Raw genomic sequence first — 7856 nt, forward strand, 5'->3', positions numbered from 1 at the left:
GGCCGCGGCCGAGGCTGGCGCGGTGGCCGCCTCCTGCGCGATCGCCGGCGTGGCGGCGCATGCCGCAGCCGTTGCGAGCAGGCCGAGCAGGGCGGCGCGGCGCCAGCGCGGCGAGGGGGAAATCGAAGCCATGCCTGTCTCCTGGTGTTGTTCGGTAGCCCGAATCATTGCGATGCGGTGGCCTTGAGCCGGGCGAGTTCCTCGTCGCGCAGCGCGCGGCGCAGGATCTTGCCGACATTGGTCTGCGGCAGCGCATCGCGGAATTCGACCGCCTTCGGCATCTTGTAGCCGGTGAGATTCTTGCGGCAGTGCGCGAGCACCTCCTCGATCGTCAGCGCGGGGTCGCGCCGCACCACGAAGGCCTTGATGCGCTCGCCCTGCGCCGGATCGGGCACGCCGATCGCGGCCGCCTCGCTGATGCCCGGATGCATCACCAGCACTTCCTCGATCTCGTTCGGATAGACGTTGAAACCCGACACCAGGATCATGTCCTTCTTGCGGTCGATCAGGCGCACGAAACCGCGCTCGTCCATCACGCCGATATCGCCGGTCGCGAGCCAGCCCTCGCGGTCGAGCACCTTGGCGGTTTCGTCGGGGCGCTGCCAGTAGCCGCGCATCACCTGCGGGCCGCGCACGCACAGCTCGCCGGCCTCGCCGATGCCGGCCCAGCTCCCGTCCTCGCGGCGCAAGCGCACCAGGGTCGAGGGCGCGGGGATGCCGATCGAGCCGTTGAAGTCGTGCATGTCGCTCAGGTCGACCGGGTTCATGGTGACGATCGGCGAGCATTCGGTCAGGCCGTAGCCTTCCACCACCGGGCAGCCGGTGACCTCCTTGAAGCGATCCGCCACCGCGCGCTGCATCGCCATGCCGCCCGCCATCGCGAGCTTGAGCTTGGAGAAATCGCGGGCGCGGAATTCCGCGTTGTCGAGGAAGGCGTTGTAGAGCGTGTTGATGCCGGTGATGCCGGTGAAGGTCTCGTTGCGCAGGATCTTCATCATCATCCTGGTGTCGCGCGGGTTGGCGATCAGGATGTTGCGCCCGCCCAGGCCCATGAAGATCAACGCATTCACGGTCAACGAATAGATGTGATAAAGCGGCAGCGGCGTGAGCACCGTCTCGATCTCGCCCGAGACCTGGTCGGCGATCCACGACTTCGCCTGCAGCAGGTTCGCGATCAGGTTGCCGTGGGTCAGCATCGCGCCCTTCGCCACGCCGGTGGTGCCGCCCGTGTATTGCAGGAAGGCCAGGTCCTCGCGCGTGAGCGCCACCGGCACGGCGCGCCGGCCGGCGCCCTGGGCCAGCGCCGCGCGCAGCCTGACCGCCTGCGGCAGCCGGTAGGCGGGCACCAGCTTCTTGACGCGCTTGAGCACGAAGTTGATGAGGCGGCCCTTGGCGTTGAAGCCATCGGCGAGCAGGTCGCCGAGCGCGGTCACGATCACGTTGCGCACGCGCGTCTCGGGCAGCGCTTCCTCGAGCGTGTGGGCGAAGTTCTCGAATACGACGATGGTTTCCGCGCCGCTGTCCTTCAACTGATGCGCGAGCTCGCGCGCCGTGTAGAGCGGGTTGACGTTGACCACCACCGCGCCGGCCTTGAGCGCGCCGAACAGCGTGATCGGATACTGGAACGAGTTCGGCAGCATGATCGCGACGCGGTCGCCGGGCTTCACGCCGAGCTGGTGCTGCAGGTATGACGCGAAGGCCTCGGCCTTGCGCCCGAGCGCGGCATAGCCCAGTTGCGAACCGGCGCTGAGATAGGCCACGCGATCGGCGTAGCGCGAGGTGCATTCGTCGAAATACTGGGCGAGCGAGTCGTACTGCGTGAGGTCGATCTCCTGCGGCACGCCGCGCGGATAGGCCGGGAACCAGATGCCGTCGGTATTCGGCGCCGGCGCGCCGACGGGGGCAACGGTGGCGTTCATCGCTGATGTCTCCAGGTTCATTGGAATCGTGATGGGCGGCAAGCGGGCGCCTCGCGCCGGCGAACCGGCGCGAGGAAATCGACCGCGCGCGCCGTTGGGCGCCGCGCCTCAGGAAGCGTGTCGCGCGTGCAGCCGGGTACCGGCCGAGGCGCTGAACGGCCCGGCCTGCAATTCACCGCCGCCGGCGACCAGCGGGCTGCTGCGCTGCGCGTCCTCGAGCACCGCGGCGAAGATCGACATCTGCGCTGCGTCGGGCATCGGCGCCTTGAGCGCGGCGACGATCAGCGAGGACAGGCGCGCGATCATCTGCACGTCGTTCATGCTGCGGCCCTGCGAGAAATCGTCGAGCAGGCTGTCGGTTTCCGCGCCCGCCAGGGCGCCGGACAGGGCGCCGATCGCGTAGTGCAGGCGCCAGCCGAGTTCGCTGCGCGGCAGTTGCGGCAGCGCGCGCTGGAACGCCTCGAAGAAGCGTCCCGCGACGCTCGCGTAATGCGCCGACAGGAAGCTGCGCACGAAGGTCGAGGGATCGGTGTAGGCGCGCCCGATCAGCCGCAGGAAGGCGCGGCCGCCGCGCTGGGGATCGCGCGAGGCCTGCAGCGCCGGGATGAACATCGCGCCGAGCACGTGCTCGCAGGTGATGGCGGCGCCGAGCTGCGCCTCGAAGCGATCGAGGATGCGCAGGCGTTCGTCGTTGAGCTGGTCCAGGCGCCGCGAGAGCATCGCGTGGATCAGTGCCTCCTTGCTGCCGAAGTGGTAATTGACCGCCGCGAGATTGACCGCGGCACGCGACGTGATCTGCCGCATCGACATCGCCTCGAAGCCGTGTTCGACGAACAGGTCTTCGGCCGCGTCGAGTATGCGCGCCTTCGTGCCGCCGCTTTGCCGGCTGGCCTGACGAACCGCCATGTGCGCCTCCCTTTTGATCACCGTTTCGTTGCCGAACAGGCGATTCAAATCTGTAATTGAAACAAGCGTTTTTTATTAAGATAAGAAGCGTCGCGGGAGGGCGGCAAGCGTTGTCTGTGGGCGGAATCCTCTAGTGCTGGTGTGCGTTGCAGCATCATCGCGCGGGGATGCGCGCGGCGGCGCGCCTCGCGCGATGATGCGCTGCGGGTGAGGTTCAGTGGGTGGCGGCGGCTTGCGCGGCACTCTGCGTCATGTCGATGCCGCGTCGTTCGCGGCTGAACAGGATCAGCACCGCGATCACCACGGCCACCGTGCCGGCCACGATGGCCAGCGCGTGGCCGTAGTCGTTGCCGTTGTCCACGGCGAGCTGCGCCTGCATGGTGGCATTGCCCGAGGCGAGCAGGTTGCCGAGCTGGTAGACGAAACCCGGGAAGGTCGCGCGGATCTCGTCGGGCGAGATCTCGTTGAGGTGGACCGGGATCACGCCCCAGGCGCCCTGCACCGAGATCTGCATCAGGAAGGCGCCGGCCGCCAGCGCGAGCGCGCCGCTCGAGAAAGCCCACAGCGGCAGCACCGGCAGCGCGATCAGCGCGGCGATGAAGATCGCGCGGCGCCGGCCGATCTTTTCGGAGATCGAACCGAAGGCGAGGCCGCCGACGATCGCGCCGATGTTCAGGACGATGGTGATCCACGACACCGTATGCGGGTCGAAGTGATGCTGCTCGCGCAGGAAGGTCGGGTAGAGATCCTGGGTGCCGTGCGAGAAGAAGTTGAAGGCCGTCATCAGCACCACCGCGTAGACCGACAGCTTCCAGTTCTGCTTGAGGGTGGCGACCAGGCTCGGGCGCGGACGCTTTTCCATCTGCTTCCAGGCGGGCGACTCGGGCACGTGCGAGCGCACGTAGAGCACCAGCAGCGCCGGCACCACCCCGATCATGAACATGCCGCGCCAGCCGATGTACTGGTAGAGCACGCCGAACACCACCGAGGCGAGCAGATAACCGCTCGGATAACCGGCCTGCAGCAGCCCCGAGACGATGCCGCGCGAATGCGGCGGCACGGTTTCCATGGTCAGCGCGGAGCCGACGCCCCATTCGCCGCCCATCGCGATGCCGAACAGCGCGCGCATCACGAGCAGGGCGCCGAGGCTGGGCGCGAAACCCGAGGCGAGCTCCAGCACCGAATAGCAGGCGATGTTGACCATCAGGGTCGGCCGGCGGCCGAAACGGTCGGCGAGACGGCCGAAGATCAGGGCGCCGAGCGGACGCATGGCCAGGGTCAGGGTGACGGCAAAGGCCACCGCCGGGATTTTCGTATTGAATTCCGCGGCGATATCCTTCAGCACGAATACCATCAGGAAGAAATCGAAGGCGTCGAGGGTCCAGCCGAGATAGGCAGCGATCGTTACGTTTCTTTGTTCCCGGGTCCAGCTCATGGGGCAGGTCTCCTTGGTGGCGGCGCCGCGCGGCGGCAAGGCCCGCCCAGCGCGGCGCCGGGCGCGGACGGCCGGTTCAGTGTACGCCGAGCAATAAGGATCGCGTTCCGTTTGATTTCAGGCTCGGGATTAATCCCTAGTCGATTTTCGCGGGTAAATGGCAGAATGCGCAGGATTGAATTGAATATGAAAGGCATGTATTGAAACTGAATGCATGTCGTTTCAATTTTCGTAATCCGATTATTGATCGGAATCCTGCCCGGAGCGTTCATGACGGATGCCTGCCATCGACCCGAAAACGGGGTGCCGCCATTGCGCACCGAGCGACTGATCCTGCGTGCGCGCACGCTCGACGATCTCGAGGCCTGCCTGGCGATGGACCGCGATCCGGAGGTCACCCGCCATATCCCGGGGCCGTGGGGCGATCCGCTCGCGCATCGGCGCTTCGTGCTCGATCGCATCACGCGCGGCTATCCGCCGGGGCATGGCTACTGGGTGCTGGCCGAGGCGCGCGAGCCGGCGCGTTTCCTCGGCTGGGTCCTGCTGCTGCCCGTCGAGGGCAGCGAGGCGCCCGAGATCGGCTGGCGCCTGGTACGCGATGCCTGGGGGCAGGGTTATGCGAGCGAGGCGGCGGCCTGCGTGGTCCGGCATGCCTTCGATGCCGTGCAGGTCCCGGCGCTGATCGCCGACATCGCCGTCGACAATGCCGCCTCGCTGAAGCTGGCGCGCAAGCTGGGCATGCGAGCGCTCGACGTCGTCGAGGACGAATACGGTTCGTGGCTGCGGCACCGGCTCGATGCGCCGGGCGCGGCCTGTTCGCCCTGAACCGCGAGGCGCGAGTTGGGGGCTCGCCCGAGGGTCGTGCCGAACTGCACGACAGCGGCTCGCGAGGGTATCGTGGCGGATATTTCCCTGGGAGACCGACCATGGCACTGGGCCGCGATGTCCATCTGATTCCCGCCAGGCTGGCGGCGCTGAAACCCACGCAAATGACGATCGGTTTTCGCGAGGTCGAGGCCAAGCGCAAGCACTGGCAGTCGCTGGGCAAGAAGGCGCGTCGCGAGGCGATCGACCTGCACTGGTTTCCGGCCGTGCTCGGCCCCGGGCAGGCGCTGTTCATCGTCGATCACCATCATCTCGGCCGTGCCTTGCTGGAAGAGGGCGTGACCGATGTGAAGGCGATGCTGCTGAAGGACCTGTCCTGGCTCGACGACACGATCTTCTGGCGGATGATGGAGCACAACCAGTGGGTGCATCCCTTCGGTCCCGACGGTTCGCGTCACGACTACGACCGCCTGCCGGGCGTGCTCACGGCGCTGCGCGACGATCCCTATCGCAGCCTGGCCGGCGAATTGCGCACCGCCGGCGGTTACGCCAAGGACACCACGCCGTTCAGTGAATTCCTCTGGGCCGACTACCTGCGCGGCAAGATTCCGGTCGAGCGGATCCGCAAGCATTTCGCCAAGGCGCTCAAGGAGGCGCTGGCCCATGCGCACGCGCAGGATGCACGCTACCTGCCGGGCTGGACCGGCGTATTCGAGCCGAGGCCCTGAGATGGCGGTGGGACGCAAGCCGGCGGGGGCGATGCCCGCGCAGCCGGTGCCCGACGTGGCGCCGCGTGATCCCGCGCACTTCGCGGCCATCGCCGCGCCGGCCATGCCGCGCGGCGAGCGCAACTGGCGCGATGCGCTGGCCGGCCTGTCGATCGCTGGCCTGTTGATCCCCGAGGCGGTGGCCTACGCGGGACTCGCGAACCTGCCGCCGCAGGCCGGCCTGATCGCCTTGCTGGTCGGCCTGGTGGTCTACGCGGTGCTCGGCAGCAGCCGTTTCGCGATCGTCTCGTCGACTTCGTCATCGGCTGCCGTGCTGGCCGCCACCGTGTTGTCGGAAACGGGCGCCACGGCCGCCGCGCAACTGGCCCTGGCCGCTGCCCTGGTGGCCACCACCGGCGTGCTGTTCCTGATCGCCGGGGCCGCGCGGCTGGGCGGCATCTCGGACTTCATCGCCCGGCCGGTGCTGCGCGGATTCACCTTCGGCCTGGCCTTGACGATCGTGATCAAGCAGTTGCCGAAGATCCTCGTGGTGCCGGTCCATCACAGCGACACGCCGCATGTGTTCCTCGATCTGCTGCGCGGGCTGCCGCAGGCGAATCCGTCCAGCGTCGTGGTCGGGGCCGTCGCGCTGGCGATCCTGTTCCTGCTCGGCAATCGCTCGCGCGCTCCGGCGACGCTGATCGTGATCGTGCTCGGCATCGCCGCCGGTTACGGCATCGACTGGGGCGCGCACGGGGTGGCCGTGGTCGGCCGGATCGATCTGCAGCATGTGGCGCTCGGCCTGCCTTCGCTCGATCGCGCGGCCTGGACCCAGACCATCGAGCTGGGCTTCGCGCTGATGCTGATCCTGTACGCGGAGTCCTATGGTTCGATCCGCAACTTCGCGTTGAAGCATGGCGACACGATCTCGCCGAATCGCGACCTGGTCGCGCTCGGCTGCGCCAACCTGGTTTCGGGGCTGCTGCATGGCATGCCGGTCGGCGCGGGTTATTCGGCCAGTTCGGCGAACGAGGCGGCCGGCGCGCAGAGCCGGCTCGCGGGCGCCTGCGCGGCGCTCGTGATCGCGCTGATCGTCTGGCTGCTGCTGCCGCAACTGGCGCGCACGCCGGAGCCGGTGCTGGCCGCGATCGTGATCTTCGCGGTCAGCCATTCGCTGCATCCGGCCGCGTTCGGGCCTTACTGGCGCTGGCATCGCGACCGCCTGCTGGTGGTCGCGGCGATCCTGGCGGTACTCGTGCTGGGCGTGCTGAACGGCTTGCTGGTGTCGATCGCGATGAGCCTGCTGTTTACCGTGCGCAAGCTGTCCGAGCCCAAGGTCAGTGAGTTGGGGCGCTTGCGCGACAGCCGCGATTTCGTCGACGTGTCGATCCATGCCGATGCGACGCCGGTGCCCGGCATGCTGATCGTGCGGCCGGAAGGGCAGTTGTTCTTCGCGAACGCAGAGCGTGTGCTGGCACGCGTGCGGCAGCTCGCGCATGCGGCCGGAGCCCTGACGACGATCGTCCTGAGCTTGGAGGAATCGCCCGATCTCGACGGAACGGCGATCGAGGCCTTGAAGACCTTTGCTGCCGAGTGCGAGGCGCGGGGCTGGCGTTTGCGGCTGGTGCGGCTGAAGCCCGAGGTGCTCGAGGTGTTGCGGCGGGCCAGTGACGACGGGCTGCGGGAGGAGGCGCTGTCGGAGCTGAGTGTGGATGACGCGGTGGCGCGCTGTGGGTGAGGGCGCTTGAAATGAAAAAAGGCCGGCATAAAGCCGACCTTTTTAGAACTTGTGGTGCCCAGGAGAGGACTCGGTCACGCCGGCGCGACCCCGGCCTGGCTTGCAAGCCAGGCCTTTCGAGGCCTCCCGCAAAGCGCGCAGGCGCTTTGCTTCCTGGGCTTGAAATGAAAAAAGGCCGGCATAAAGCCGGCCTTTTTAGAACTTGTGGTGCCCAGGAGAGGACTCGAACCTCCACGATGTTGCCACCGCTAGGACCTGAACCTAGTGCGTCTACCAATTCCGCCACCTGGGCACAAGCTGCATCTCAAGCAAGAATGCGATTATAG

Annotated in this window: 6 protein-coding genes and 1 tRNA gene; 3 read left to right on the forward strand and 4 right to left on the reverse strand. The window is 67.3% G+C overall.

Translation table 11 applies throughout. From position 1 onward, the window contains the following. Positions 1 to 164 precede the first annotated feature (164 nt). The 3 genes from F3J10_RS33140 to F3J10_RS33150 all read right to left on the reverse strand — a co-directional run bounded on the left by F3J10_RS33140 (position 165) and on the right by F3J10_RS33150 (position 4260). A complete protein-coding gene (locus F3J10_RS33140; protein WP_025102160.1) occupies positions 165 to 1919 on the reverse strand; it encodes an AMP-binding protein in 1755 nt (584 codons plus the stop codon). A 108-nt stretch (positions 1920 to 2027) separates the two neighbouring features. Further along, positions 2028 to 2825, reverse strand: a complete 798-nt coding sequence (locus F3J10_RS33145; RefSeq protein WP_166913578.1) for a TetR/AcrR family transcriptional regulator — start codon at positions 2823 to 2825, stop codon at positions 2028 to 2030. 214 nt (positions 2826 to 3039) lie between these two features. Beyond that, the gene (locus tag F3J10_RS33150; protein WP_025102162.1) at positions 3040 to 4260 is read right to left on the reverse strand and encodes an MFS transporter; all 1221 of its coding nucleotides are present in this window, start codon (positions 4258 to 4260) and stop codon (positions 3040 to 3042) included. A 270-nt stretch (positions 4261 to 4530) separates the two neighbouring features. Between F3J10_RS33150 and F3J10_RS33155 the strand changes: the two genes are divergently transcribed. From F3J10_RS33155 to F3J10_RS33165, 3 genes are all read left to right on the forward strand, one after another. Then, positions 4531 to 5085 carry a GNAT family N-acetyltransferase gene (locus F3J10_RS33155; protein ID WP_166913577.1) on the forward strand — a complete coding sequence of 185 codons (555 nt, stop codon included), beginning with the start codon at positions 4531 to 4533 and terminating at the stop codon, positions 5083 to 5085. A 101-nt stretch (positions 5086 to 5186) separates the two neighbouring features. Next, positions 5187 to 5813, forward strand: coding sequence for a ParB-like protein (locus tag F3J10_RS33160; protein ID WP_025102164.1), 627 nt, complete (start codon positions 5187 to 5189; stop codon positions 5811 to 5813). 31 nt (positions 5814 to 5844) lie between these two features. After that, positions 5845 to 7530, forward strand: a complete 1686-nt coding sequence (locus F3J10_RS33165) for a SulP family inorganic anion transporter (RefSeq protein ID WP_025102165.1) — start codon at positions 5845 to 5847, stop codon at positions 7528 to 7530. A gap of 205 nt (positions 7531 to 7735) precedes the next feature. Here F3J10_RS33165 and F3J10_RS33170 read toward each other — a convergent pair. Further along, positions 7736 to 7822: transfer RNA gene (locus tag F3J10_RS33170), tRNA-Leu, on the reverse strand. Between the last annotated feature and the right edge of the window lie 34 nt (positions 7823 to 7856).

Source organism: Burkholderia sp. Cy-637 (assembly GCF_011753175.1).
GTDB classification, from domain to species: domain Bacteria; phylum Pseudomonadota; class Gammaproteobacteria; order Burkholderiales; family Burkholderiaceae; genus Burkholderia; species Burkholderia gladioli.

Excerpts from the sequence above, each read along its gene's own strand:
- F3J10_RS33140 (WP_025102160.1), bottom strand. The coding sequence starts at position 1,919 with ATGAACGCCACCGTTGCCCCCGTCGGCGCGCCGGCGCCGAATACCGAC.
- F3J10_RS33145 (WP_166913578.1), bottom strand. The coding sequence starts at position 2,825 with ATGGCGGTTCGTCAGGCCAGCCGGCAAAGCGGCGGCACGAAGGCGCGC.
- F3J10_RS33150 (WP_025102162.1), bottom strand. The coding sequence starts at position 4,260 with ATGAGCTGGACCCGGGAACAAAGAAACGTAACGATCGCTGCCTATCTC.
- F3J10_RS33155 (WP_166913577.1), top strand. The coding sequence starts at position 4,531 with ATGACGGATGCCTGCCATCGACCCGAAAACGGGGTGCCGCCATTGCGC.
- F3J10_RS33160 (WP_025102164.1), top strand. The coding sequence starts at position 5,187 with ATGGCACTGGGCCGCGATGTCCATCTGATTCCCGCCAGGCTGGCGGCG.
- F3J10_RS33165 (WP_025102165.1), top strand. The coding sequence starts at position 5,845 with ATGCCCGCGCAGCCGGTGCCCGACGTGGCGCCGCGTGATCCCGCGCAC.